The 25869-nt window shown below is 70.2% G+C and carries 17 protein-coding genes and 1 pseudogene; 6 read left to right on the top strand and 12 right to left on the bottom strand.

What is annotated here, in order from left to right; translation table 11 throughout:
* Nucleotides 1-3: 3 nt before the first annotated feature.
* The 3 genes from AB0B94_RS25650 to AB0B94_RS25640 all read left to right on the top strand — a co-directional run bounded on the left by AB0B94_RS25650 (nucleotide 4) and on the right by AB0B94_RS25640 (nucleotide 9173).
* Nucleotides 4-7647: a SpvB/TcaC N-terminal domain-containing protein gene (locus tag AB0B94_RS25650; RefSeq protein WP_357285375.1), complete on the top strand. Its 7644-nt coding sequence runs from the start codon at nucleotides 4-6 to the stop codon at nucleotides 7645-7647.
* 38 nt (nucleotides 7648-7685) lie between these two features.
* Nucleotides 7686-8525 (top strand): helix-turn-helix domain-containing protein, encoded by an 840-nt coding sequence (locus tag AB0B94_RS25645; RefSeq protein ID WP_357285370.1) that lies wholly within the window; start codon nucleotides 7686-7688, stop codon nucleotides 8523-8525.
* A gap of 66 nt (nucleotides 8526-8591) precedes the next feature.
* Nucleotides 8592-9173, top strand: a complete 582-nt coding sequence (locus tag AB0B94_RS25640) for a dihydrofolate reductase family protein (protein WP_357285367.1) — start codon at nucleotides 8592-8594, stop codon at nucleotides 9171-9173.
* A 16-nt stretch (nucleotides 9174-9189) separates the two neighbouring features.
* Here the strand turns inward: AB0B94_RS25640 and AB0B94_RS25635 are convergent, their stop codons facing one another.
* From AB0B94_RS25635 to AB0B94_RS25605, 7 genes and pseudogenes are all read right to left on the bottom strand, one after another.
* Entirely contained in the window at nucleotides 9190-10422 is a 1233-nt protein-coding gene (locus AB0B94_RS25635) for an MFS transporter (RefSeq protein WP_357285364.1), read from the bottom strand.
* A 142-nt stretch (nucleotides 10423-10564) separates the two neighbouring features.
* Complete coding sequence (locus tag AB0B94_RS25630) at nucleotides 10565-11146, bottom strand: NAD-dependent epimerase/dehydratase family protein (protein ID WP_357285361.1); 582 nt, start codon at nucleotides 11144-11146, stop codon at nucleotides 10565-10567.
* Between the two features lie 372 nt (nucleotides 11147-11518).
* Complete coding sequence (locus AB0B94_RS25625; protein ID WP_357285358.1) at nucleotides 11519-12961, bottom strand: PLP-dependent aminotransferase family protein; 1443 nt, start codon at nucleotides 12959-12961, stop codon at nucleotides 11519-11521.
* A 122-nt stretch (nucleotides 12962-13083) separates the two neighbouring features.
* Nucleotides 13084-13362 (bottom strand): annotated as a pseudogene (locus AB0B94_RS25620) (CbrC family protein).
* Between the two features lie 196 nt (nucleotides 13363-13558).
* Nucleotides 13559-14851, bottom strand: coding sequence for a serpin family protein (locus tag AB0B94_RS25615; protein ID WP_357285355.1), 1293 nt, complete (start codon nucleotides 14849-14851; stop codon nucleotides 13559-13561).
* Between the two features lie 128 nt (nucleotides 14852-14979).
* On the bottom strand, nucleotides 14980-15639 hold the full coding sequence (locus AB0B94_RS25610; RefSeq protein ID WP_357285352.1) for an MSMEG_1061 family FMN-dependent PPOX-type flavoprotein: 660 nt from the start codon (nucleotides 15637-15639) through the stop codon (nucleotides 14980-14982).
* A gap of 28 nt (nucleotides 15640-15667) precedes the next feature.
* Nucleotides 15668-15799, bottom strand: coding sequence for a DUF302 domain-containing protein (locus AB0B94_RS25605; RefSeq protein ID WP_357285349.1), 132 nt, complete (start codon nucleotides 15797-15799; stop codon nucleotides 15668-15670).
* A 385-nt stretch (nucleotides 15800-16184) separates the two neighbouring features.
* Between AB0B94_RS25605 and AB0B94_RS25600 the strand changes: the two genes are divergently transcribed.
* The 3 genes from AB0B94_RS25600 to AB0B94_RS25590 all read left to right on the top strand — a co-directional run bounded on the left by AB0B94_RS25600 (nucleotide 16185) and on the right by AB0B94_RS25590 (nucleotide 21407).
* Nucleotides 16185-17432 (top strand): NAD(P)/FAD-dependent oxidoreductase, encoded by a 1248-nt coding sequence (locus tag AB0B94_RS25600; protein WP_357285346.1) that lies wholly within the window; start codon nucleotides 16185-16187, stop codon nucleotides 17430-17432.
* A gap of 8 nt (nucleotides 17433-17440) precedes the next feature.
* Nucleotides 17441-17929, top strand: a complete 489-nt coding sequence (locus tag AB0B94_RS25595) for a MarR family transcriptional regulator (RefSeq protein ID WP_357285341.1) — start codon at nucleotides 17441-17443, stop codon at nucleotides 17927-17929.
* A gap of 292 nt (nucleotides 17930-18221) precedes the next feature.
* Nucleotides 18222-21407, top strand: coding sequence for a penicillin acylase family protein (locus tag AB0B94_RS25590; RefSeq protein ID WP_357285338.1), 3186 nt, complete (start codon nucleotides 18222-18224; stop codon nucleotides 21405-21407).
* 86 nt (nucleotides 21408-21493) lie between these two features.
* Here AB0B94_RS25590 and AB0B94_RS25585 read toward each other — a convergent pair whose 3' ends face one another.
* The 5 genes from AB0B94_RS25585 to AB0B94_RS25565 all read right to left on the bottom strand — a co-directional run.
* Nucleotides 21494-21922: a carboxymuconolactone decarboxylase family protein gene (locus AB0B94_RS25585; RefSeq protein ID WP_357285335.1), complete on the bottom strand. Its 429-nt coding sequence runs from the start codon at nucleotides 21920-21922 to the stop codon at nucleotides 21494-21496.
* Between the two features lie 178 nt (nucleotides 21923-22100).
* A complete protein-coding gene (gene nhaA / locus AB0B94_RS25580) occupies nucleotides 22101-23924 on the bottom strand; it encodes a Na+/H+ antiporter NhaA (protein ID WP_357285330.1) in 1824 nt (607 codons plus the stop codon).
* Between the two features lie 149 nt (nucleotides 23925-24073).
* Nucleotides 24074-24502 (bottom strand): OsmC family protein, encoded by a 429-nt coding sequence (locus AB0B94_RS25575; protein WP_357285326.1) that lies wholly within the window; start codon nucleotides 24500-24502, stop codon nucleotides 24074-24076.
* Between the two features lie 348 nt (nucleotides 24503-24850).
* Nucleotides 24851-25507, bottom strand: a complete 657-nt coding sequence (locus AB0B94_RS25570; protein ID WP_357285323.1) for a TetR/AcrR family transcriptional regulator — start codon at nucleotides 25505-25507, stop codon at nucleotides 24851-24853.
* 181 nt (nucleotides 25508-25688) lie between these two features.
* A partial coding sequence (locus AB0B94_RS25565; protein ID WP_357285320.1) for a hypothetical protein occupies nucleotides 25689-25869 on the bottom strand: 181 nt, incomplete at its 5' end.

The following is a 25869-nucleotide window of genomic DNA, read 5'->3' as shown; positions in this document are numbered from 1 at the left end:
GCGGTGACGACCAGCTACCCGGTCGGCGGCGGATCGCCGGGGCCCGGCTCCCGGTGGCGCGGCTCCGCCGACCCGACCGGCGCCGGCGCTCCCGGCGGGGCGTTCGGCCCGGGCGGGCCGCCGACCGACGCGACCGGCACCGGGCCGCCGCCGGCCGGTCGGGCCGCGACCGGACCGGGACTCGGCGGACCGGCGATCAGCCTGCCCACCGGCGGCGGCGCGATCCGGGCCATCGGCGAGACGTTCGCCGCCCACCCCGTCACCGGGACCGGCGGCATGTCCGTTCCCATCCCGGTCAGCGGCGGCCGGTCCGGGTTCCAACCCGACCTGACACTCAGCTACGACTCGGGCGCCGGGAACGGCCCGTTCGGCCTCGGCTGGCAGTTGCCCGTGCCGGCCATCAGCCGGCGCACCGACCGCGGCCTACCCCGATACGACGACACCGACACCTTCCTGCTGTCCGGGGAGGACGACCTGATTCCGGTTCCCGGCGGCACTCCGGTCGCCGGGCACACGGTGCAGCGGTTCCGGCCCCGGACCGAGGGGGCGTTCGCCCGCATCGAGCGGTGGACCCGGGACTCCGACGGTGACGTGCACTGGCGCACCCTGTCCGGGTCGAACCTGCTGGCCGTGTACGGCCGCGACGGCGGCTCCCGCATCGGCCTGGGCCGGCGGGTGCACACCTGGCTGCTCTGCGAGACCCGCGACGACCGGGGCAACGCTGTCGTCTACACCTACAAGCCCGAGGACACCACCGGCCTGGACCTGGACCGGCCGCACGAACGGCACCGCACCGACCGGAACGCCAACCGCTACCTCAAGTCGGTGCGGTACGGCAACACCGTGCCGCTGCTCGACCCCGACGGCCGGCGCCCGGTGGACCTGACACCGGCCCGGATCGCCGACGCCGGCTGGCTGTTCGAGGTCGTGCTCGACTACGGCGAGCACCACCCGGACACCCCGCTGCCCGCTGACACCGCAGACTGGACCTGCCGGCCGGACCCGTTCTCCACCTACCGTGCCGGCTTCGAGGTCCGCACCTACCGGCTGTGCCACCGGATCCTGATGTTCCACCACTTCCCTGACGAGCCCGAGGTGGGCGCGGACTGCCTGGTCCGCGCAGTGGAGCTGGAATACGCCAGCGGGCCGGTGCTGTCCACACTGGTCGAGGTGACCCAGCGCGGCTACGCCCCGGCCGCCGGCGGCGGGCACACCAGCGCCGCACTGCCCCCGGTGACCTTCGCATACACACCGGCCACCATCGCGGCGACCACCCGGGAACTGGAGCGCGGCAGCCTGGAGAACCTGCCGGCCGGCGTGGACGGGCGGACCGAACTGTGGGTGGACCTGGACGGGGAAGGAATCGCCGGGGTGCTGACCGGGCACGAGGGGGCCCTCTACTACCGGCCGAACCTCGGCGCCGGCCGGATCGGGCCGGTCACCGCGCTGCCCACAGTGCCGTCGCTGACCGACCTGGCCGGCGGACGCCAGCAACTGGTCGACGTGAACGGTGACGGGCGGATCGAGCTGGTCCAGCTCGGCACCGTACCGGCCGGTTTCGTCCGCCGCACCGACGACGCCGGCTGGTCCGGCTTCCAGCCGTTCCGCGAGCTGCCCGCCGTCGACTGGGCCAGCCCCGACCTGCTGCTGCTGGACCTCACCGGGGACGGCCGGGCCGACCTGCTGATCGCCGGTGACACAGTGCTGGCCTGGCACGAGTCGCTGGCCGAGGTGGGGTACGGCCCGGCGCGACCCGCGCTCTGGCCCGCCGACGAGGACCGTGGGCCGCGGCTGCTGCGCTCCGACGACCGGCAGAGCGTCTTCCTCGCCGACATGTCCGGCGACGGGCTCACCGACCTGGTCCGGGTCCGCGACGGTTCCGTCTGCTACTGGCCCAACGTCGGTTACGGACGATTCGGCGCCAAGGTCGAGATGGACGACGCGCCGTGGTTCACCGGGCTGGACGAGTTCGACCCAGCCCGGGTGCTCCTCACCGACGTGGACGGCACCGGCGTGATGGACCTGTGCTACCTGGGCCGGCGCGAGATCCGGCTCTGGTACAACCAGTCCGGCAACGGCTGGTCGGCCCCAGCCGACCTGCCCGACCTGCCGCACGTCACGCCCGATTCGACGGTGACAGTGACCGACCTGCTGGGTACCGGCACCGGCTGCCTGGTGTGGTCGTCGCCGCTGCCCGGCGACGCGGCCGGCCCGGTGCGCTACCTGAATCTGGCCGCCGACGGCAAGCCACACCTGCTCACCCGGGTGGTGAACAACCTGGGCGGCGAGACCACCATCCGGTACGCCGCCTCGACCGCCTTCCAGCTGGCCGACCGGCGGGCCGGCCAGCCGTGGGTGACCGGACTGCCGTTCCCGGTGCAGGTCGTCGAGCGGGTCGAACAGGTGGACCGGATCACCGGGACCCGGCTGGTCACCGGCTACCGCTACCACCACGGGCACTACGACGGCGTCGAGCGGGAGTTCGCCGGCTTCGGCATGGTCGAGCAGATCGACGGCGAGTCGTTCGTGGACCACGTGTTGGGCGTCGAGGCGGTCGACGGCAACCAGGACACCTCGCCCGAGCTGTTCCAGCCACCGGTCACCACGAAGACCTGGTACCACACCGGCGCCCCGGTCGACCTGTCCGCCGAGTGGTACGCCGGCCGGCACCTGCCCACCGCGGAGCTGCCGGTCGGCGTCTCCGCCGCGGAGCTGCGGGAGAGCCGTCGGGCGTTGCGCGGCCTGCCGCTTCGGCAGGAGGTGTACTCGTACGACGGCAGTGCCGCGCAGGAGCACCCGTACGGGGTGGTCGAGCAGACGTACCAGGTGCAGCGGCTGGACGCGCGGGTGTTCGTCGCCGTCGAGCGGGAGGCGGTCAGCCTCTCCTACGACAGGCAGCCGGGCGAGCCCCGGATCAGCCATCGGCTCAACCTGGTCCTCGGCCCGTACGGCACCGTCGTCCAGGCCGCCGCCGTGGTCTACGGCCGCACCACGCCCGACCCGGAACTGCCCGCCGAGGTGACCGCCGAACAGCGACGCCGTCACGTCACCTACGGCGAGCAGCGGTACACCCCGGACGTCGACGAGACGCTGCCGGTGCCGGCGTACCGGATCCGCGCCGCGTACGAGGCGGTCGGGCACGAGCTGACCGGACTGGCCCCGGCCGGCGCGTTGTTCACCCGCGCCGAACTGCTCGCCGGGTTCGCCGCGGCCACCCCGATCGGGTACGAGGTGGTGGCGGACGAGGTCAGCGCGCAACGGCGGTTGCTGTCCCGGTCACAGGTGCGCTTCCGGGACAACGCGTTGACGCCGCTGCCGGCCGGTCAGTGGGACAGCCTGGGGTTGGGGCACCAGACGTACCAACTCGCCTTCACCCCGGCCGCGCTGGCCGCGGCTTACGGCACCGCGGTGACCGGCGCGGACCTGACCGCCGCCGGCTACGTGCACCTCGACGGCGGCCCGGACTGGTGGATCCCCTCCGGCGAGCTGCGCTATCCAACCGATCCGGCCGCGCACTTCTACCTGTCCAACGGGGCCCGGGACGCGCTGGGCCTGACGACGGCTGTCACCTTCGACGGCTACCACCTGCTCACCGAGCGGGTGACCATCGACCAGGCGCCCTGGTCGGTGACCACCGCTGTGAACAACTACCTGGTGCTCGGCCCGAGCCTCGTCACCGACCCGAACGGGCAGCGCCGCGCGGTGCGCTACGACGAGTTGGGCCGGGTGGTGGCCTCGGCGCTGCTCGGCCGGCCCGGCGCCGGGGACGGCGACACCCTGGACGACCCGACGTTGACGTTCACCTACGACCCGTTCAACTGGGTGGTCAACGGCCAGCCCGCGTACAGCCGGGGCCGGCACCGGGAACGGCACGGCCCGACCAACCCGCGCTGGCTGGAGAGCTACGAGTACAGCACCGGCACCGGTGGCGTGGCGATCACCAAGTCGCTGGTGCATCCGGGCAGGGCCCTGGAGGTGGGTGCGGACGGGGTGGCCGTCGAGGTGGACGCCGACCCCCGCTGGGTCGGCACCGGCCGCACGGTGGTCAACAACAAGGGCAACCCGGTGAAGCGGTACCAGCCGTACTTCAGCACCACCCACGAGTACGAGGACGCCGCGGCGCTGCGCGAGATCGGCGCCACAGCGATCCGCTACTACGACCCGCTGGGCCGGGCCGTGCTGACCCGGTATCCGGACGGCACCCTCAGCCGGGTCGAGTCCAATGCCTGGTCGCACCGGCTGTTCGACGCCAACGACACGGTGCTCGACAGCCAGTGGTACGCCGAGCGGGGCAGCCCCGCCGTGTCCGACCCGGAACCGGCCGACCCGGCCACCCGCGCCGCGTGGCTCGCCGCCACGCACGCCGACACGCCCTCCGTGATCCACTTCGACAGCCTCGGCCGGGCCGTCTACACGGTGGCCGACCGGGGCGCCGGCCAGCGGTTCGGCGTACGCACCACCGGAGACCTCACCGGCCGGTCCTGCGACGGGTACGACGCGCTGGGCCGGCACATCGCCACCGCGGCCACCGCCATGCACGGCGCGGGAGTGCGGTCGTGGAGCGCGGAGAAGGGCGAGCGGTGGGTGTTCCAGGACGTGCTCGGTGGGGTGCGCCGGATCTGGGACGAACACGGCCGGACGTTCCGCACGACGTACGACGCCCTGCACCGGCCCGTCGGCCTGTACGTCAGCGAGTCCGCCGGCGCGGAGCGCTGTGTGCAGTACGTGGTCTTCGGCGACCGGCATCCGGACGCGGCGACGCTGGGCCTGCACGGCGTGCCGTACCTGGTGTTCGACCCGGCGGGACAGGTGCGGGTGCCCGAGGTGGACTTCAAGGGCAACCCGCGCCGCGCCGAACGGAGACTCGCCACCGACCATGTCGACGGCCCGGACTGGTCAGCGGTGGCCGCCGCGCCCGACCACGCGGCGCTGCTGGCCGCAGCGGCGCCGCTGCTGGAGAGCGAGGTCTTCGGCACCGCCGCCGAGTACGACGCGGTGAACCGTCCAACACAGGTCACCCTGCCCGACGCCACCGAGCTGCGACCGACCTACCTTGAGGGCGGCATGCTGGGCCGGCTCACCGCGCGGCTGCGCGGCCAGGGCGCTGAGGTGGAGTTCCTGTCCGAGCAGGACTACGACGCGCTGGGTCGGCGGCGGTTCGCCCGGCACGGCAACGGCCTGGTCACCGAGTACTTCTACGACCCGATGACGTTCCGGTTGGAACGACTGCTCACCGCCGGGGTGCGCGACCTTCGCTACACCTACGACCCGGTGGGCAACCTGACCCGGGTGGCCGAGCCGGGCGCGCCCACCTTCTTCGGCAACGCGGCGGTGCCGGCCGCCAGCGACTACGCGTACGACCCGCTCTACCAGTTGATCCGGGCGAGTGGGCGGGAGTTGGCCGGGGCGCCGAACGACGCGATCCGCGACCAGACCGACGTGCCGCCCGCCGGTAGCCTCACCGATGCCGGCGCGGTACGTGCCTACACCGAGGAGTACGAGTACGACCCGCTGGGCAACCTCACGGTGCTCCGGCACCGGTTCCGGACGCAGGCCGGGGTGGGTGCCGGCTGGACCCGGCATTACCGGTACGCGTACCAGGACGACCCGGCCGACGCCACGAACCGGTTGGCCGCCACGAGCCTGCCCGGCGACGCGGACGCCGGCCCCTACTCGGCCCTGTACGCGCACGACGCCGTCGGCAACCTGACCGTTATGCCGCACCTGCCGGCCCTGGAGTGGAACGTCCACGACCAGCTCCGCCGGGTCGACCTCGGCGGCGGTGGCGAAGCCCGGTTCGTCTACGCCGCGAGCGGGCAGCGGCTGCGCAAGGTCGTGGACCGGCCGGGCAGCGTCCAACTTGAATGGATCTTCCTGGGTGCGGTCACAGTGTTCCGGCGGTGCAACCGGGTCACCGGCACCCTCCAGCACGAACGGTGGACCACCACCATCGCCGACGACACCGGCCCGGTCGCCCAGGTGGACGTCAAGACCGTCGACGTCGGCGGCTTCGACCCGGCCAACCCGCTCGGCGTTGCGCTGATCCGTTACCAGCTCACCAACCATCTCGGCTCGGCCGCGCTGGAGACCGACGCGGCAGGGATGCTCATCTGCTACGAGGAGTACCACCCGTACGGCACCACCGCGTACCGGTACGGCCGGCCGGGCAACGACCTGAGCCTGAAGCGGTACCGCTTCGGCGGGCACGAGGTCGACGACGAGACGGGTTTCTGCTACGCCGGCGCTCGGTACTACGTGCCGTGGCTGGGCAGGTGGGCGAGTAGCGATCCGGGCGGCTTCACCGACGGGGGCAACCTGTTCCGGTACTGCCGCAACAATCCGGTGGGAATGGCCGATCCGGCCGGGTTCAAGCCCACCACTGTCAAGGGGCCGGAAACCCACGACATCTCCATCACGGAGTCCCACTTCACCGGGTCCGAGAACCCCACCGTGGAGGACTTCCGCCGCTATCTCAACAGTCACGGCGCGACCCTCGACCCGCGGATCAACAACAAGAACTCGGTCATCTACTACCAGGCCAACGTCACCCTCAACCTGGAGGGCGGCAACTGGTCCGAGCATCCGGGCGGCACCTGGGTGCTGCACGCCGTACTGCCGCCCCCGGCACCGCCGAAACCGAAGCCCGCGCCGCCTCCGCCGCCACCGGAGCCGCCACCGGCCGAGCCGCCACCACCCACACCGGCCCCACCACCCGAACCGCCCCCGGCCGCGCCGCCGGCCGACAACGGCGGCAAGGCTCCGGCCGCACCCGGCGTCACCGGTGGCGCTGCCGCGCACACCGCGCCCGCCGCCGAGAAGTTCATCTGGAACTTCAAGTTCAAGGGCGGCCGGGGGACGTTCCGCGGCAACATCCTCGAATGGCTCTACGGCATGCCGTGGCGCGACAACACGGCGGACTTCGACCTGGAGACCAGCACCACGGTCAAGCAGATCAAGTCGACCGACCGGTACGGCAAGGCCGGTGACATCGCCCGGGAGGCGACCCGGGACGCGGATGCCGCGATCCAGGCCAACCCGAGCGGCACCATGGCCGGCAAGCGGTCCCAGGCCGTCATCATCACCGAGACCGACGCGCCGGCCAGCGCCGGAAACGCGATCCGCACGGCGACCAACCCGGGACGCGGGCGGGACATCCCGCCCAGTGCCACCACGCCGGAGCATGTGCGCGGACTGCCGGGCCGGACGGGGATGCTCGGCAAGGGGCTCAGTGTCGTCGGGTTCGGCCTGTCGGCGTTCGCCCTGTGGGGCGACTACCAGCACGGCGACTGGGAGATGGGCGTCGGTGACGCGCTCGGCGCGGTCGGCGGTGGCCTGGAGCTGTACGCCATCGCCGTGCCCGGTGCCACTGTCGCCACAGTCAGCGCGATGACCGCCGGACTGGTGATCGGTGGCATCGGTCTGGCCGCCGTCTCGTACGTCAGCATGAACCGGGCCGCCGAGGCCGGCGACACGCCGGGCGTGGTGGCCGGCGGCGTCGGCATCGGGGCGGGTCTGGCCATCGCCGCTGGCGCTATCGGCATCGCGGCCGGCAGCGTGGTGATCGCTCCGGTCGTGCTCGTGGTCGGCATCGTCGCCGCCATCGGCGTGGGGATCTTCCACGCGGGCCGCTACTTCGACTGGTGGTGATCCACGTTCCCCGGTGTCACGTCGGCGATACTGTGGGCGTGGAGTACGTGTCCAGAGTGCCGCGACCGCCACTGGACGGGCTGATCGACGACCTCTACTACCTGGAGGGTGCGCCGCCGTACGCCCGACTGACGCTGCCGGCAAGTCCGGCGGCGTTGCTCATCCTCAACCTCGGGGCACCGTTTCACATTCGGGCCGGCACCGAGATCGAGACGGCCGAGTACGCCGACGGTTGCGTGGTCACCACGCCCACCCGCGCCTTCGAGTTCGGCTATCCACCCCGGACCCGGTCCGTCGGCGTGCACTTCAAGCCGTGGGGGCTGGCGCCGTTCCTGCCGATGCCCGCAGTGCAGCTGTGCGACCGGCCGGTGACGGTGGAGCAGGTGTGGGGCCGACCCTCCACTGCTGAGCTGCGCGACCGGCTGGCCACTGCCGAGGGACCCCACGAGATGCTGACGCTGCTCGAGGAGGAGCTGATGCGACGGCTGGGCGACGCGGCCGGCCTGGGGCTGGTCCGCCATACGAGCCGCATCATCGCCGCGACCAGCGGGGCGGTGGCGATCGACGAGCTGAGGGTTTCCGCCGGTGTCAGCAACACGCACCTGGCGCAGCGGTTCAAGGAGCTCATCGGCGTCACGCCGAAGCGGTTGGCCCGCAGCTACCGCTTCGCCGCCGTCCTGCTCTCGATCAACCCCGCCGAACCGATCGACTGGGCCGACCTCGCCGGCGGCGCAGGCTACTTCGACCAGGCCCATTTCGGCCACGAGTTCCGGGCGTTCACCGGGCTCACACCGACCCGGTACGTCGAGGTCAGGCGGCGGTTCCTGCGCGAACATCCCGGCCACGTGCTGGACGGCTGGCCGCTACCGACCGATTGATTCCTTACAAGAGCGACAGCTCACGAGACCCTAACCTGGGCGCAGTCGAAGCAGAGGAGCTCGCCAATGGGCGAAGTGGTCATGTACAGCTCGGTGTCGGTGGACGGCTTCATCGCCGACGAGAACGACCAGCCCGGACCGCTGTTCGACTGGCTGACCAGCGGTGACGTCCCGTTGGACGAGAGTGGCGCGTTGAAGGTGTCACAGGTGTCCTTCGACTACATCCGACCGTACTGGGACCAGATCGGGGTGACGATCGCCGGCCGCCACGTCTTCGACATGACGGACGGCTGGGACGGGAAGCCTCCGAGCGGGATCGACCACGTGGTCGTCGTGACGCACCGGCCGAAGCCCGAGGGGTGGGACCCTGAGGCGCCGTTTCACTTCGTCGACGGCGTCAAGGCAGCCGTGGCCAGGGCGCAGGAGCTCGCGGGGGACCGCATCGTCGAGGTCGCCGCTGGCGACGTCGGCGGCCAGGTGCTTGCCGCGGGCCTGGTCGACGAGGTGCGCATGGACGTCGTACCTGTCGTGTTCGGGTCCGGCAAGCGTTACTTCGGGTCGGTCCACGCGCAGCACCTGTTGGACGATCCTGACGTGGTGATTCAGGGCAACCGGGTGCTTCACCTGCGCTGCCGGGTGCGCCGTTGACCGACCCGAGCGTTTGTCAGCCGCGGGTGCGGCCGCTGATCCGGGTCTGGCCGGCGAGGCTGACGAGCGTCAGGAGGACGGTCAACGCGGTGTAGCAGACGACTGCCGGCACCTCGCCGAGTGGGCCGACGAGCTGCCCCTCGATGACGATGGGCAGCCCGAAGGCGAGGTAGGAGACGACGTAGATTCCGCCGACGACTCCCGCGCGCTGGTGCGCTGCCGCGAGCGGGAAGATGAGGCGTAGGGCGGCGGTGAAGGACGCACCGAAGCCGACACCGGCGACAGCCTGCCCGATGATCATGACGGCCAGGCTTCCGGCGAACACTCCACCGATGATGCCGGTGGCCCCGGCGAGGGACGCGTAGATTCCGATGATCATCGCTCGCCGCGGGTCGATGCGGGTGAAGGCCAGTCCGACGATTGCCGAGACCGCCGGCGCGATGAACCCGGCCACGCCGTTGAGCAGGCCGCTGTCCAGATGGAAGACGCTGCGAACCATGCTCGGGGCCAGCCCGCCGGAGAGACCTGCGAGCATCCAGACGGCGGCGACCACTGGTGCCGCGGCGGCGAACTCCGCTCGGGCGGCGGGCGGGATGGCAACGCGCGGAACCATCGAGCGGAGCGCACCTGCGCTACGGGGCATGGTCTCCGGAGACAGGGCGATGACGACGGCACCGAGAATCGTGAGGACGATGAGGGCGGCGAAGATGATCGAGTTCGCCCTGGGTGTGAGCTGGATGGCGAGACCGGCCAGCAGGGAGCCGGCACTCAGCCCACCGGTGAGGCCGACACTGCCGAGGACCGTACCCAGTCTCTTCCTGTTCGGCGGGGCGAGTTCGACGAGCGCTGCGGTGAAGGCTGCCGTCGCCGCGCCGCTGGCGACACCTTGCACGATGCGCCCGGCGATCACCCAGCTCACGTCGGGGGCGACGAGGAACAGGGCGTTCGACGCGAGTTGGATCACCAGTGCGCCGATCAGCACCGGGCGCCGGCCGACGTGGTCGGACAGCGACCCCAGGGTGAGGACGGCGGCGAGGAAGCCGATCGCATAGACAGCGAACGCCAGCGTGAGGAGCGACGGTGCGAAGTTCCACTGCTGGCGGTAGAGCACCAGCAGGGGCGTCAGCACACCCGCCGCGAGATACAGGCTGGTGAACGCGAGCGCCGCACCTGTCAACGCCAGGCCGGCGGGGAGGGTGCGCCGCCGGCGGGTCGAGGGCGCGTCGATGGTTCCCGGAATCGAGGACATGACAGCTCCATGGGGTGGCCGCAGCGATGGGCCGGCGAATTGGTGACGGTGGGAAGGGGATTCGGCCGCCGGGCCACTGCCGTCAGGCCCGGGTCTGGCCCACGGCCGGGTTCGGCGCGACGCGGCGGCCGGATCGTGATCGCTAGTCGGTGATGACGACGACGCCCGACGCCGCATCCAGCAGTTGCACAGTGCGCTCGGCGGCCCGATCGATCTGGACCCGAGGCTCGGCCGGGATTCGCTGTTCGTTGTAGGTGCCGGGCCCGTAGAACTGTCCGTAGCTCAGCACCACGCCACCCTCGGCGAGGACGGCGCGCTCCAACTCGGCGACAGCCCGGGCGTCGGGCCCGTCCGGAAGCTGCCAGGCGACGGTCTGGGCCAGGATCTTCGGCGATCCGCTCTGCCGCGCCGCCTCGATGAGGTTCTGGTTGCCCTCGGTCCTGATGCGAGCGTTCAGCTCCGCATGATCACCGATCCTCTCCACCTCATCCGGTAGATCGGTCAGTTCGTTCAGGATGATGTCCGGTGCGAAGTCTCGAACTGCCTGGATCACTGCGTCCCGGTCGAAGACGTCGCACAGGATCGGCTCGGCGCCGAGTTGCGCCAGCAGCTCCGTCTTGTTGGACGATCGCGTCATACCGCCGACCACGTGCCCCAGCTGCACCAGTCGGGGGATCAGCCGCTGTCCGATGACGCCGGACGCACCGGCAAGAAATACCCGCATCATTTCTCCCAATTGTTGGTAGTTCGGTACGTCGAGCTGTGTGCGCTGCCGCCGCCGGTTCGCAAAGGTCCGCGCGACGACTGGCCGCTGCGGCAACGCCGGTAACGCCCGGTCGCTCAGCGGCGGAGAGGGATGTCCTGCCATCCGCCGCCGCCTGATCGCCCATGGGTCGGAGCGAGACGCGCCGCTCGGGTAGACATCGCCCGGTTCGGGCGCGCTATGCGCGCTGGGGGTTTTGTCTGTTTGCTGGTGCTTGGTTCGTGGTCACGGCCGCAAAGTTACGCGTTGACTGGCACCGTGTGCTGGTCCAATTCGATGGCGAATCCATGGGCCAATCCGGCCTTGATCCAGACCTGTCGACCTGACGACGCACTACTGGGGCATGACCCTGCACAAGGCGTCCAGCGCTCCCGCCCACGCGCTGTCCGAGGGCGCCGCGAAGTTGACCACCAGGGCGTCCCGCTCGGCCGACTGCCATCCCGGGTCGGCCAGCTCGTGGCGGAAGTCGGCCATCCGGGCCACCGCCAGACCCTGGCGGTCGGCCGCCTGAACGACCGAACCCTCGGTGCCGGGCGGAAGTTCGAGGACCGCTTGCAGCCCGGCGGCCAACCCGGTCACGCGGACACCGGGTGCCCGCTGAGCCAGCGCCGCCACCAACTCGTCGCGGCGGCGCCGGTAGCGCACCCGCATCGAGCGCACCTGACGGTCGTACGCGCCCGAGGCGATGAACTCCGCGAGGGTCAACTGCTCCAGCGCACTCGACATATAGTCGATGTCCCCCTTGGCCGCTACGACCTCAGGGACCAGTTCCTTCGGCAGCACCATCCAACCGAGCCGCAGCCCGGGCGCCAGCGACTTGCTCGCCGTGCCGAAGTACACCACCCGCTCCGGGTCGAGGCCCTGCAGCGCTCCCACCGGCTGACGGTCGTATCTGAACTCCCCATCGTAGTCGTCCTCCAAGATCAGCCCGCTGGTGGCGCGGGCCCAGTCCACCGCCGCCGTCCGCCGCTGCGGGGTCAACGCGACCCCCGTCGGGTACTGATGCGCCGGTGTCAACAGTGCCGCCCCCGCCCCGTCCAACCCCGCCAGGTCGTCGGTGCGCGCGCCGTGCTCGTCGACGTAGAGGGGCGGAATGCGCAGGCCAGCGCTGGTCAACAGATCGCGATACACGTCGAGGCCGTACGACTCGACAGCCAGCGCCGAGACCCGCCGTGCCCGCAGGACCTGCGCCATCAGCGTCAGACCATGGTGGAAGCCGGCGCAGACCACGATCCGGTCCGGCTCGGCGTACACCCCGCGAGCCCGCGCCAGATAGTCCGCGAGGGCGGTACGCAGCTCCACCCGGCCGAGAGCGTCGCCGTAGCCGAAGGCATCGTTCGGGGCCGCCGACAGAGCCCGCCGAGCTGCGGCGAGCCACTGCGTACGGGGAAACTCCGCGAGAGTCGGCGCACCCGGCAGCAGCCCGTACGTGGGACGGCGCTGAGCGGGTCTCGGCCGCGCTGCGGTCCGCGCCGCGCCGCGCGGTTCGGCCCGCTTGGCCACCCGCGTTCCGGAACCCTGTCGGGCGGTGACCCAGCCCTCGGCGACCAGTTCGGCGTAGGTGTCGGCAACGGTGTTGCGGGCCACGCCAAGATCGGCCGCGAGTGAGCGGGACGACGGTAGCCGCGTGCCGGGCACCAGACGTCCGGTCCGGATGGCCTCCCGCAGGGCGTCGGTGAGCCCGGCGCGCAGGCCGGGGCCGGTCAGGTCCAGATGTAGGTCGACGCCGAACAACGACGCTGATCTGGCCCCCGAATTGGCCCGCGAATCTGCCATGAAAACAGACCATATAGCAGTCCAACCGACCTCGGCCCGGTGCTGGGCGAGCTCTGCGTCACGGTCCGCGATCGTGGTCTGTGCTGTAGGGAGTGCGGCTGTGTCTCGGCAATGAGGTGGGGTTAACCGATATCCCAGGACGCGAGGTGAGTTCCGCAATGCAGGCATTGGAACAGGTACGCGGTGGGCTCACCGTTGCGGTCGAGCCGGTGCAGGAACTCTTCGGCTTCCTCGGGTGACCAGCCGAGTTGCCGGTGGCTCGCGCGAAGCATGTTCAGGGCGACTGGATGAGGTTAGACATCGCGGTAGCCGGCCGGGCCGAGAAAAGCCGCGCCATCGCCGCAGTGGTAGAGCCATGACTCGTCCTGCCGACCGGTGAAGCCGGGGGTCCGGCGAGTGATTGCTCGACGACGTGATGCGGCACGTCATCAGGCACGTCGACAGCGTCGCTGAACTCGGCAGGCAGCTGCCGGATTCCGCTGCCGTCCGTGGCGGCGGCAACGACGCCGAGTGCCCATCTCGGCGGAGCGCATGGACGTGCGGTGTAGCCACGGCTTGTCCGTCAGGTTCGGTGCGCGTCTGCCGCGTCCCGGCCGGTCAGGCTGGGCCGTCGACCAGCGGGTCGTGGACCCGGCCGAGGAACAGCGGTACGCCGGTGAGCCGGTCGTGGATGACGTACAGGAATGGTCGGTTGACGAAGAACTGCGGTCCTTGCGGAATCGACGGCGGCCGGACGATGACTGCCGACGCGGCTGCGGCTTCGGTACCCTTCTCGTCCACCGCGATGAACGTTTCGTGCACCACGTTGTCGATGCACAGGGCCGGGTCGGTGCTCATGCCTGTGAAATCGGCCTGTGACGTGAAGGCCGTGGGCATGCCGAGGCTGCCCAGCGCGGCACCCAGCTCGGCCGGTAGGCGGAACGTCCACCGGGGCAGGCGCAGTTCGACGTCGGTGATCTGGAACCCGGTCAGCAACGCGCCCAGCCAGGTCGCGTCGAGGCTCGCCTCGATCGCGGCGAGATCGTCCCGGGTCGGCATGACGATGGCCATGGCAAGCCCGTCGCCCGCGTACGGCACGTCGACTGCGCGCCACCCGTCTCCCTCGAGGTAGCCCATTCTGTCGAACGGCCCGCGCATGACCGGGACGTCGACAACGGTCCCGTCATCCCTTGTGAACGGTGCCGGCGACGTGGCCGCAGCGGTGAACGGGTACTTCCAGGCAGCCTTGAGGTAGATCGCGTTGGTAAGGATCAGGCTGGTGGCGGGGTTCACGGCGTCGGACTGCAGCAGCTGCGGGATCTTCGCGTTGGTCCGATCGGACACCCAGGTGTTGATCTCCTGGCGGGCAGCCTCCGGCGCGCCGCGGAAGTCGACAGGTCGCGGCGCGGCACCGTAATAGCCGGTCAGGATGTCGCGGAACCCGGGGCGCAGGCCCAGATCGAGTCGTGTCCACAGCGCGTTGGCGCTGGTCAGCCGAGGCTGCTTGACTCCGTCACCGTCCTGGTACCGACCGGCGAGCGTCTGCTCGACGGTGTTGAGCCCGTTGTGGAGCGCGCGCGGGCGGGGATGCGGCGCGTGGAGCACCGCGTCCATCTCGTGCGCCGTGGTCGAGCGGGCGCCCGCCCTGGTCATCGCGAGCGCTAGCCCGACCGAGTACGGGGCGCACACCACATTGCCGCCAGTCTGGGTTGCGGCCACAGTGCGGTAGAGGTCGGCCGTGAAGCCGCGAACGGCGGCGGCGGCAGCCTGCATCGTGGCCGGGTCGGGTGGTACGCGGTCCCCATCCGTCGAGGTGGATGGCGGGCCGGGCCGACGGGCATCGCCCGGGGCGGCGGTGAGGGCAGCGGCGGCAAGCGGTACCGCCCGCAGGACGGATCGACGCGAAACCATGTATCGAGGTTAGAGCAGGCCGGCGGAAACCCACCAGACACGAACCTGAATTCATCGAAACTCAGCAATATGTGCCGCTGGGTTCGCTGAAGCAGCGCGAGGCACCACAACGATCGCTGTGCGGCTTGCTACTCGTACCGGTACTTCAGCGAGTCAGCCTCGGCCTTCTCGATGTCAGCGATCGTCAGCTCGGGCATGCGTAGCTGGGCCAGCGTCACCTCGGCCGAGGTCGGCTGGGCGTCCGCCGGCAGCCACTGCTCGGGCTTCCAAGCCCCGCTGCGCAGCAACGCCTTGGGGCAGTGCGGGTAGACCTCGTCGATCCCCAGCACCAGCGCACTGGCCGGCGGCTTGCCCACGGCGGTCAGTTGCGACAGCAGTTCGGAGCGAGTGGAGACGCAGGCCCGGCCGTTCACTCTGAGCGTCGTGGCGCGTCCCGGGATGATGAACAGCAGCCCGGCTCGCCCGGTGGCGACGACGTTCTGCAGGGTGTCCAGGCGCTTGTTGCCGGTGGCATCCGGTATTGCCACCGTCCGTGCGTCCAGGACGGTGACGAAGCCGGCAGGGCCGCCGCGCGGGGAGACGTCGCAGTTGCCCTTGGCGTCCACTGTGGCGACCAGGACCAGCGACGAGCAGCCGATCAACCGCCGGGTCTGTTCGGTGAGCTCGGTCATCTGCTTTCGCACGGCCGCGTCACTCGGAAGTTCGTAGGCCCGGCGCAGCGCCTCCTGGTCGGGCACGGCGTCGAGGCGCAGCGAGTCGAAGGCGCTGGCGGCAAGGACTGGCGTCATGCATCGACACTAATCGACAAAGCTGACGTCACGTGTCGGGCTGGTCGTCGTCTCGCACCATCATTCGCATCGGCAGGTCGATCGCGATCTCGGGGCGGGCCTGCATGAGCGGAGTGCCCGCCTGTGGGTTCCCGAAGATGATCACCTGGGTGTCGGGCATGCCCAGCCCAGCCCAGCCCGGCCCTGCCGGCGGCGGCCGCATGGTCGACCACCGCCACCACCGCGGCGCCTACGCGTTCCGCCTCAGCCCTCAGCGCGGAGATCGTCTCTCCGACACCCCGGGCGCTGCGTCTGGTCACCAATCCGTCGTTCAAGACCGACCCCCGCTCACCGCGTCCCCGGGCGAATACCACTCATCCTCCCCACAAGCGAGACCGGTCCGGGGAGGCTCGCCGTAAACGACACCCAACAGGCAGCTCGCCAACGTCATCTCCGGAGGCGGCGGCGTTGTCAGCCTTCGTGACGCTCAACGAAGACGTCGGCATCCTCCCAGGATCGGGTTCTGTGGGCCTTGCCCAAATCATCTTAGTCATTAAGATAATCCTGTGAACATATCGACGGACTTCTCGGTGGCGATCGCTGGCGCCGGCCTCTCCGGCCTCTGTCTCGCCCAGTACCTGATGCGCGCCGGCATCGACGTGCACGTCTACGAGCGGGACCCGGGCCCCTTCGTCCGGCGGCAGGGCTACCGGATCATTCTCGACCGGTACGGCCTGAAGGCGCTGCGCGAGAGCCTGCCGCGCTCGCTCCACAACCTGGCGCTGGCCACCGGCGACGAGCCCGGGGGGCACCTGCGCTTCACCGACAGCCGGCTGCGGGACGCATTCACCATCACCTTCAAGGACGAGCCGCACGCGACCCGCCAGGTCGACCGGCTGACCCTGCGGTCGATCCTGCAGTCCGGGCTTAACGGGCGCATCCACTACGGCAAGGACGCCGTCGCGGTGGACGGCGGCGACCCGGCGCGGCCGCGGCTGCTGTTCGCCGACGGCGGGGCCGCCGCGGCAAGCGTCGTCGTGGGCGCGGACGGCGTCGGATCGGCGCTGCGCGCGCAGATCATGCCGGACGCGGACCCGACGAAGACCCCGATGGCGGGCATCTACGGCCGGTCGCCGCTGCGACGCAACGGCGAGAGCATCATCCCGGACGCGCTGCGTACCAGCGGAGTTCTGGCCATCGCCGACCGGCCGGGCCGCGCCTTCTTCTTCACCTCCATGCGGTTCGGCGAGAGCCCGCCGGAAGCGTTCGCGCGCCTGGCCCCGGGCAGCTATGCGCCCACCGGCGACGACTACGTCATGTGGGGGCTGCTGCTCCGACAGCAGGAGGTGCCCATCGGCATCCGGGGCGACCTGCTGGCACTGTGGAGACTGGCCTCCGGGATGAGCATGGACTTCCACCCGGTCGTCCGGCGGCTCGTCGGCACGGCCGAACTGGACGCCACTGTGCTCAACCTCTTCGCCACCGGCCAGCGCCCGCGCCGGTGGGCGGTGCCCCGGGCCACGATGATGGGCGACGCCGTGCACGTCATGCCGCCGTTCGGCGCGCACGGCGGCAACACCGCGCTGCGTGACGCCGCCCTGCTCGGCCACAAGCTGGTCGAGGCCCGGGCCACCGGCGCGCCGGTGGAGGAGGCGATCGCCAACTACCAGGACGAGATGGTGTCCTACGCCTTCCGGGCCGTCGACACCGCCGACAGGCTGATGCGCCGGCTCACCGGGGGAGCGGCCGCACCGCACTGGGTGCTGACCCGCGTGCTGCCTCGGCTGCACCGGGTCACAGTGCCGGAGGCATGATTGCGGGCATGTCCCACGAGCCGGCCCGTGCGTCCGCGATCGCCGACCTCATGCGCGCCGGGCGGGAGATGTCGCGGCTGTCCATGGTGTTCCGGTACGCCATCGCGGAGCGGCTGGGCCTCGCCGTGAGTGATCTGGAGTGCCTGGACTACCTGGCGGACGTCGGATCCGCCACCGCGGGGCAGGTCGCCGAGCGGACCAACCTCACCACCGGGGCGGTGACCAGCATGCTGCGCCGGCTCCAGCAGGCAGGTTACGTGACGGCCGAGCGCGATCCGGCGGACCGGCGGCGGGTGATCGTCGCCCTGCGGCCGGAGCGGGTCGCCGATTTGGAGCGACCGTACGAGCGGTTCGCCGAGCGGGCGGAACGGCTCATCGAGGGCTACAGCGTCGAGGAGGTCGTGCTGCTGGTCCGGCACTACGACCGTATGCAGGCGATGTACCTCGCCGAGTTGGACCGCCTCCGCAGCGGCGACACCGCGCAGCGGTCAGCCTGAGGCGGCGTCGCGGCTGATCCGCCGTCGGCGGCGTTGGCCGCATCCGAGCCGCTGTCGCGTCGGGAACCACGGGGTGACCCTGTTGTCGCTGGCGAAAGGCAGCGAAACGTCGGCATTGGCGCGTGGTGAACGACGGGTATCCCGGGCGGGGGTCCTGCGTCGATCATTGCCCGAAGATAGATGCGAGTCACTCTCACCTCCTGCTGGAGCGCCCGGGCGCGGAGGGCGAGACGTCGGCACCGGAAGCCGGGCGTGACCGAACGGCCCGACTCCGCGTCCCCGGAGGATCGCCATGCCCCGTCCCGCTTCCCGTACCCGGCTCGCGGCGTTCACCGCCGCCGTCCTGACCGCGAGCGTCCTGACGGTGACCCCGCCGTCACCGGCGCTGGCCGCCACGACATTCGCCGCCAACGACTACTGCCTCGGCCAGTGCGCCGACATCCTGCCCCCCGGGCAGAACGGCAACGCCACGCTCGTCGCCATCCTGGCGCACCAAACGCTCGGCACCCGACCGGCGCACTCCAGCGACCAGCTCGACGAGCACGCGAACCTGGTCTACAACTACGCCGGGCTGACCGACGAGCAGATCACCCACTTCTACAACGACGCCTCGTTCGGGGTGCCGGCCGCGCAGGTCGAGAGCACCGTCTCGCCGCGATCGGACGTCACCATCGTGCGGGACAAGGCCACCGGCGTCCCGCACATCACCGGCACCACCCGCGCCGGCACCATGTTCGGCGCCGGCTACGCCGGGGCCCAGGACCGGCTCTGGGTGATGGACCTGCTGCGACACGTCGGTCGTGGCAACGTCACCTCGTTCGCCGGCGGCGCCCCAGGCAACCGGGAACTGGAGCAGAGCGTCTGGGCCAACTCGCCCTACACCGAGGCGGACCTCCAGGCCCAGGTGGACGCGCTGCGCACCAAGGGTGCCCGGGGCCAGCAGCTCTACACCGACGTGGTCGACTACATCGCCGGCATCAACGCCTACATCGACAAGTCGATCGCCGAGGACAACTACCCCGGCGAGTACGTGCTCGCGGGCGCCGGCAAGCCGAAGCACTTCACCATGACCGACCTCATCGCCACCGCCGGAGTCGTCGGCGGGCTCTTCGGCGGGGGTGGCGGAAGCGAGATCCAGTCCGCGCTGGTCCGGGTGGCCGCCCGCGCTGAATACGGCGCCACCGAGGGCGACCGGGTATGGGCGGCGTTCCGCTCGCAGAACGACCCGGAGACCGTGCTCACAGTGCACGACGGGCAGAGCTTCCCGTACGGGGCGACGCCGCCCGGCGCGACAAGCGCGGTGCTCCCCGACGCCGGCTCGGTGGTCGCCGAACCCCTCGCCTACGACGCCACCGGCGGGGCCGCCGCCCGCACCGGTGCCAGCACCGCCACGAAAGAACTGCTCGGCGGCCTGTCCAATCTGCGCGCGCACGGCATGTCCAACGCGGTAGTGGTCTCCGGGCGGCACACCACCACCGGAAACCCGGTTGCCGTGTTCGGGCCGCAGACCGGCTACTTCGCCCCGCAGTTGCTGATGCTCCAGGAGTTGCAGGGGCCGGGAATCAGCGCGCGTGGCGCCGCGTTCGCCGGGCTCAACCTCTACGTGCTGCTCGGCCGGGGCCAGGACTACGCGTGGAGCGCGACCTCCGCCGCACAGGACCTCACCGACACGTACGCGGTGCCGCTGTGCACCACCGACGGCAGCGCCCCCACGCTGCGCACCAACAGCTACCTCTACCACGGGCAGTGCCTCGCCATGGAGGCGCTGGAGCAGCGCAACTCCTGGTCCCCGACGCTCGCCGACTCCACCCCGGCCGGCTCGTACACGCTGCGCGCGCTGCGCACGAAGTACGGGCTGGTGTCCTACCGAGGGCTGGTGAACGGGCAGCCGACCGCGTTCACCAAACTGCGCTCGACCTACCGGCACGAGGCTGACTCGGCGATCGGCTTCCAGGCCTACAACGACCCGGCGGCGATGGGCAGCGCAGCGGCCTTCCAGGCGTCCGCGGCCACCGTCGGGTACGCGTTCAACTGGTTCTACGTCAACTCGACCGAGGCGGCGTACTTCAACTCCGGCTCGAACCCGGTCCGTCCGGCCACCGCCGATCCGAACCTGCCCACGAAGGCCGAACCGGCGTACGAGTGGGCCGGCTGGAACCCGGACACCAACGACGCCACCTACACCCCGGCGTCGGCGCATCCACAGTCGATCAATCAGGACTACTACGTCAGCTGGAACAACAAGCAGGCGCGGGACTTCGGGGCCGCGGACGGCAACTTCAGCTTCGGGTCCGTGCACCGGGCTCAGCTCCTCGACGGTCCGGTGCGCGCGGCGATCGCCCAGCGCAAGCTCGGCCGCGCCGACGTCGTCAAGATCATGGCGGATGCGGCGGTGACCGACCTGCGCGGCCAGCAGGTTCTCGGCGACCTGTTGCGGGTGCTGGACAGCACGCCGGTCACCGATCCGGCGCTGGCCGACGCGGTGGGCAAGCTGCGCGCCTGGCAGCAGGCCGGGACCCGTCGGGTGGAGACGTCCCCGGGCTCGAAGGTCTACCAGCATGCCGACGCCATCCGGATCTTCGACGCCTGGTGGCCGCTGCTGGCCTCGGCGCAGTTCCGCCCCGGCCTCGGGCCGGACCTCTACGCCGCGCTGGTCGACGCCATCGAGGTGAACGAGGCGCCGTCCGGCGGCCAGAACGGCGGACGCGACGGCGCCGCGAGCTGGGCGTTGCAGGGCCAGGCACACAAGGGCTCGTCGTTCCAGTACGGCTGGTGGGGCTACGTCGACAAGGACCTGCGCACGGTGCTCGGCGATCCGGTGGCCGGCGGGCTCGGCCGCGCGTACTGCGGCAACGGCAACCTCGGCGTATGCCGGCAGGCCCTGCTCGCCGCGCTCGGCCAGGCCGCCGTGGTGCCGGCCACCACTGTCTACCCCGGAGACAAGTCGTGCGGAGCCGGCGACCAGTGGTGTGCCGACTCGATCGCCCAGTCCGGGCTCGGCGGCATCACCCACCCGGTGATCGCCTGGCAGAACCGCCCCACGTACCAGCAGGTCGTCTCGTTCCCGGCGCGCCGCGGCGACGACGTCACCAACCTGGTGCAGGGCCGCCCGGCCACCGCGTCGAGCACCCAGTTCCTGACCGGCCACACACCGGACAAGGCGATCGACGGCAGCCTCGGCAGCCGGTGGGCGAGCAGCTACAACGACAACCAGTGGCTCCGGGTCGACCTCGGCTCGGCCCGCACGGTGAGCCGGGCGGTGCTGCGCTGGGAGGCCGCGTACGGCACCTCGTACCGGATCGAGGTCTCCGGCGACGGCACCTCCTGGACGCCGGTGTTCACCACCACCACCGGCAACGGCGGCGTCGACAACGCCACCTTCGCCCCGGTCACCGCCCGTTACGTGCGGGTGTACGGGGTCAGGCGAGCCACCTCGTACGGATTCTCGCTCTACGAATTCGAGGTGTACGGGAAGTGATCTCGCCCCGGGAGGGGGCGGCGGGACTCGCCCACCGCCCCCTCCGCAGGTGCGCAGCCTCCACCATCACAGCGCCGGGTATCACCTCACACGGGAGGCGCCGTCGTGGGCATGGCACCCTCGGCGAGCTTGAGTCGCGTCCAGATGTTCATGTTGATGACAATCGCCGCGATTTCCAGGATCTCATCGTCCGTGAAGTGCGCAGCCATCCTGTCGTGTGCCTCCTGGAACCGGGTGTTGATGGTGGCGTCGGCGGCCCGGGTCAACGCCTCGGCATAGGCCAGCGCGGCCTGCTCCTCCTCGGTGAACAGGTGCGTCTCCCACCACGCGGTGAGGGTCTCGACCTTGGCCGGCGGGATGTCGGCGGCGCGGGCGGCGGCGTGGTGCACCAGAAGGCAGTAGCTGCAATTGTTGATCTGAGCGACGCGTAGTCGGAGAAGCTGAGCCAGGGCGGGGTCCACCTGGAGTGTGGCGGTATGGCCGAAGGCTGCGGCCCCGGCATTCGCCAGCGCCATGAGGTGTTCGTTTGTGACGTTCAGTCGGACGTTCTGAATCCTGGTGTCCAAGAGGTGACCTCCTACAGGTGACAACGACGGCACCAGTGGTGGGGACGTCCACATCGGTGCGGCAGACCCGTCGCACGGTCTGGGTCGTACCTCTGCCTCCGTGGCGCGCGCCTCGCGGCGCCACGCCTCACGTGCGGGTCGGCTCTGCGTCGCGGCCGAGGCGGGCGCGGGCCCGAGCCATACGAATGGCCGCGGTCAAGGCCGTGATGTCGTAGGCGCCGTAGTGGCGGCGGCCGTTGATGAAGAACGTCGGGGTGCCGGACACTCCGCTGTCGTCGGCAGAGTCGATGTCGCTGTCGATCCGGTCGGCGTGCGCCTGGCTTGCCAGATCGTCGCTGAACCGTCTCTGATCCAGGCCGAGGTCGCCGGCATACCTGATCAGAGCAGTGCTGTCCAACTCGTCCTGGTGGCCGAGCAACAGGTCATGCATCTGCCAGAACTTGCCCTGGGCGGCGGCCGCCTCGGCGGCCTCGGCCGCCAGTCGGGCTTGCGGATGCACGTCCGACAGGGGTAGGTGACGCCACACGAAACGCAGGTCGGCGTCGCCCAGCAGTTGTCGGACGACCGGTTCGGCCGTCCCGCAGTACGGGCACTGGAAGTCGCCATACTGCACCAGCGTCACCGACGCGCCGGCTGGGCCACGAACGTGGTCCTGCTGCTCGTCCACCGCCGGGGTGAGATCGATCAGTTCCGTCATGTCGCCGAAGAGCGCCGGGATGCGTTTGTCCTGGGGCAACGCGTTGGTGACGCGGAACGTGATCCAGGTCAGTGCCGAGGATACGATCGCGGCACCGAGCACCCCGACTTTGGCCTCGGCCAGTTGGTCGCCGGTGAAGGCAAGGCTGGCGACCAGCAGCGACACGGTGAAGCTGACACCGGCGATCGTGCCGCTGCCGAGCACGCCCGCCCAGCCCACTGCCGGACGGATGCGCCCGCGGGAGAGCCAGGTGAGCCCGGCCGAGGTGCCGATCACGGCGAGCGGCTTGCCGACCACATACCCGAGCAGCACGCCCCAGGTGACAGGCGACGCGAGCGCCTGGGTCAGGAACGGACCGTCGATGCTGATGCCGGCGTTGGCCAGGCCGAACAGCGGCACGATGACGTAGCTGGACCATGGGTGGTAGATGCGCTGGAGGCGGTCGTTGGGCGACAGCGTGTTCGCCAGGCCGATCGAAGCCGTACGCGCGAGCGTGGGCGTCGGCTGTTCACGGAACGATCGGAACAGCCCGCTGACCTTCTCGAGCTCGGTTCGGCCGGGAGAGTAGGCAATGGCGGTCAACCCGATGGCCAGTCCGGCCACCACAGGGTCGACTCCGCTGACCAGCAGCGCGCCCCACATGACGACGGCGACCGGCACGTACGCCCAGCCCCGTCGGACGCCGCCCGCGCGGATGGCCGCCATCACCGCGAATGCCGCCACGGCCACCACGATGGGCATCACGGCGATGTCGTCGCTGTAGACCAGGGCGATCACGATGAGTGCGATCAGGTCGTCGACCACGAACACGGTGAGCAGGAAGATTCGGACCTGGTCGGGCACACCCCGGCCGAGCAGTGCCAGCAGACCCAACGCGAGGGCGGTGTCAGTCGACATGGCCACGCCCCAACCGTGCGCGCCCGGCCCGCCGCGGTTGATCGCCAGGAAGATCAGTACTGGGATCAGCATGCCGATCAGGCCGGCCACGCAGGGCAGCACGAAACGTCGCCGGTCGCGCAGGTCGCCGAGGTCGAACTCGCGCCGCGCCTCAAGGCCGACGACGAGGAAGAACAGCGTCATCAGGCCGCTGTTGATCCAGGTCTGCAGGTCGCGGGAGACTTCGAGGTGCCCGATGCGCACTGACAACGCGGTGCGCCATACGGCTTCGTAGGAACCGAGGTCGATGTTGGCCCAGAACAGTGCGGCGACGATGGCGGCCACGAGCACGCCGGCGCTGCCGGACTCGATTCGCAAGAATGCTCGCAGCGGTGACGCTTGGTTCGGCTTCCAGGTCGTCCGGCCGGTCTTGGTCTCGGTCACACTCACCTTCCGACGCGCGCTTGGGGCGCAACGGCAACCGCCCGCTGCGCGGCTGTGACCGCCGAGCAGCGAGCGGCATGTCCTCAGCGCGGCCCGACGAAGTCGGTCCTCACGCTCCAGGCGAACTGGATCAGCAGGGTCACCGGTGACCTCTCGGCAATGTCGTGCATCACCTTCAGGTCGTCGGGGTCAGGTTCCTCGCTCAGCGTGATCGTGCGCTGCAGGTAACGCTCCGCGCCTTCCTGCTCGGGCTCGTGGTAGTCGATCTCGACGGTGATATCGCCGGCCGTGTCGTACTTGTAGTCGACGTACTGCCGCAGCGTCTGAGCAGTGCACGACGCGAGCGCCATCAACAGGTACTCCGTCGGCGTCGGGCCTTCACCGGGTGCGCCGTTGTGTGGTTCATCGGCGACGAACGTGAAGCCGCGGGTCGTCATGTCCGTGCGCCGGCGCTCAGTGGCCGGGAGGACAACTCGGGCCGATGCGACGACATGATCCTGATCGGTCTCCATCAGCCGCGCCTTCCTCTAGATCCAGTGGTGAGGTCCGTGGGTACGGAACCAGCAGTGGCCGAGCCGCAGTCTGAGCGAGGCTGCGGCCAGGCGTGTCACCCCAGGTGCCGGGTGCCTCGGAAGATTAGCCTCACCGGACTGAATAGTCCAACCAGCCGTTCGTCGACAGGAGTCGTCCGCCCAGGCGAAACTGGGGGAGTGGTGGATCAGGCTGCCGTTACGGGATGGCCAGAGCCATGCCTGCCCGAACTGGAGCCGATCGGACCCCGATCCGGCGATGGACCAACTAGTCCTTTGTCGGTTATCGGCCAGGATTTTCTAGGTCTTGAGGGTGGGGCGTGGGCCCAATTAGCGGGCAGGCTCACCGGCCGGCTGCACGAGGAACGATCTGATGTGTTCCAGCGCCATGTCCAGAGCGACTTCCATGGGTGCGACGTCGTGCGCGGCGTTCGCCAGCAGGTAGCCGCCCTGCAAGGCGGCCATCAACCCCGTCGCCAACTTCTCCGGGTCGGCGTCCTGGCGGAGAAGACCGCTGTCCCGCATCCGGTGCAGACCATCGCTGATCAGTTTTTCCCATGCCGCGAACGTCTCCGACAGAGACGAACGAGCCTGCTCATCTTGATCGGACAGCTCGAGAGCCATTGACCCGAGGCCGCACCCGTACTTGCCGTTGTTCAGCGAGTTGGCCTGGACCAGCGCGTTACGCCACCGCACCAGCCCTGAGAACGATCTCAGTCGTTCGAGCCCTGCGCGCTCACGCTGAAGCACGAGCGCGCCTCGATAGTTGACCAAGGCGCGCACGAGTTCCTGCTTGTCGGCGAAGTGGTGGTAGAGCTGAGACTTGCTCGTCTGGCTCGCCTCGCGGATGTCGTCAAGGGTCGTCGCGTTCACTCCGCGCACGAGCATCAGCCGGTTCGCTGCCTCGAGAATCCGCTCTCGGGTCGCGATGCCCCGCTGACTGATCCTCCGCCTATTCGTCGGCGCAGCCACCTGCTCGTCGCTCATCTGTCAAGTGTATCCAGCGCACCAGATAATCCAGGGGGATTGGGACCCTGAAGTCCATTCGGTGCCGTGTCGCAGCCGGCCTGACGGGGCGGATGAACATGGGTTCATTAGGCTGAATGAACGGCACGCTAGAAGGATGGAGCAATTCTCATGAGGAATTCGCTGGACCATTTGGTCCCAATTATTGGCGTCCACGGCTGCCGCGCCACGCCGTCGTGGGTGTGGCCCCCGGCAGAGCCCGCACCCATCCGGCGGACTCCTTGTCCGGGTCGATCACCTCGGCCGGCACCGGCGCGCGGGCCTCGGGGCCCGCGTACCCCGACCAGACCCCGACCGACGCCCTGGGTGCCGCCGCCGGACGG

Origin of the sequence: Micromonospora sp. NPDC048986 (genome assembly GCF_040649335.1) — a bacterium.
In the GTDB taxonomy this organism is placed as follows: Bacteria; Actinomycetota; Actinomycetes; order Mycobacteriales; family Micromonosporaceae; genus Micromonospora; species Micromonospora alfalfae.
The sequence above is the reverse complement of the archived record's forward strand: the minus strand, read 5'-3'. Positions and strand labels throughout refer to the sequence as shown.

Bases quoted from the DNA above. Each gene is read 5' to 3' on its own strand.
- AB0B94_RS25635 (WP_357285364.1), bottom strand. From the start codon at position 10,422: ATGTCCTCGATTCCGGGAACCATCGACGCGCCCTCGACCCGCCGGCGG.
- AB0B94_RS25575 (WP_357285326.1), bottom strand. From the start codon at position 24,502: ATGGAGACCGATCAGGATCATGTCGTCGCATCGGCCCGAGTTGTCCTC.
- AB0B94_RS25590 (WP_357285338.1), top strand. From the start codon at position 18,222: ATGCCCCGTCCCGCTTCCCGTACCCGGCTCGCGGCGTTCACCGCCGCC.
- AB0B94_RS25615 (WP_357285355.1), bottom strand. From the start codon at position 14,851: ATGGTTTCGCGTCGATCCGTCCTGCGGGCGGTACCGCTTGCCGCCGCT.
- AB0B94_RS25605 (WP_357285349.1), bottom strand. From the start codon at position 15,799: ATGCCCGACACCCAGGTGATCATCTTCGGGAACCCACAGGCGGGCACT.
- AB0B94_RS25625 (WP_357285358.1), bottom strand. From the start codon at position 12,961: ATGGCAGATTCGCGGGCCAATTCGGGGGCCAGATCAGCGTCGTTGTTC.
- AB0B94_RS25640 (WP_357285367.1), top strand. From the start codon at position 8,592: ATGGGCGAAGTGGTCATGTACAGCTCGGTGTCGGTGGACGGCTTCATC.
- AB0B94_RS25630 (WP_357285361.1), bottom strand. From the start codon at position 11,146: ATGCGGGTATTTCTTGCCGGTGCGTCCGGCGTCATCGGACAGCGGCTG.
- AB0B94_RS25595 (WP_357285341.1), top strand. From the start codon at position 17,441: ATGTCCCACGAGCCGGCCCGTGCGTCCGCGATCGCCGACCTCATGCGC.
- AB0B94_RS25610 (WP_357285352.1), bottom strand. From the start codon at position 15,639: ATGACGCCAGTCCTTGCCGCCAGCGCCTTCGACTCGCTGCGCCTCGAC.
- AB0B94_RS25585 (WP_357285335.1), bottom strand. From the start codon at position 21,922: ATGGCGCTGGCGAATGCCGGGGCCGCAGCCTTCGGCCATACCGCCACA.
- AB0B94_RS25570 (WP_357285323.1), bottom strand. From the start codon at position 25,507: ATGAGCGACGAGCAGGTGGCTGCGCCGACGAATAGGCGGAGGATCAGT.